Source organism: Metabacillus sp. YM-086 (genome assembly GCF_048059995.1).
In the GTDB taxonomy this organism is placed as follows: domain Bacteria; phylum Bacillota; class Bacilli; order Bacillales; family Bacillaceae; genus Metabacillus; species Metabacillus litoralis_B.
The window spans coordinates 1-588 of sequence record NZ_JBLUOI010000190.1; the positions used below are offsets into that span (position 1 = coordinate 1).

General features: G+C 34.5%; 1 protein-coding gene. It reads right to left on the reverse strand.

The features are described from left to right. Window positions 1-389 precede the first annotated feature (389 nt). On the reverse strand, window positions 390-588 hold a 199-nt coding region (locus ACEWK1_RS27740), incomplete at its 5' end, for a helix-turn-helix transcriptional regulator (protein WP_416636896.1).

A 588-nucleotide genomic window follows, 5' to 3' on the forward strand; every position in this document is an offset into this window, starting at 1 on the left:
TATAAATCCATTCGCATCATCCATAAATAGGGAAAAACCGATGCTTAATCCGTCAAAATCCCAAAAATTATCCATTTATGCATCATATCATTGGGAAAATGGAAAAAAAGCATACGAAAATAAGACATTCGTATGCTTTTGCATAAGTAGACAGTATAAATCCATTCGCATCATCCATAAATAGGGAAAAACCGATGCTTAATTCGTCAAAATCCCAATAATTATCCATTTCTGTATCATATGATTGGGAAAATGGAAAAAAAGCATACGAAAATAAGAAATACGTATGCTTTTGCACAAGTAGACAGTATAAATCCATTCGCACCATCAAAGGCACAACCAGCTTCTTTCTTCATCTCTATCCGCATTCATCATAACCATCTTTCAATTTATGACTCTTCTAATAAGGAGCGTCTATATTGGTGTGGAGTTGTTCCTACCATTTTTTTAAACACTTGAATAAAATAGGAGACACTTCCAAAGCCTAAGTTTTCACCAATGAATTCGATCGGTTTATTTGTCATCTGCAGTAATTGACAAGCTTGCTTGATTCTCCGAATAGTCAGATACTCTGTTAAGCTACTACCC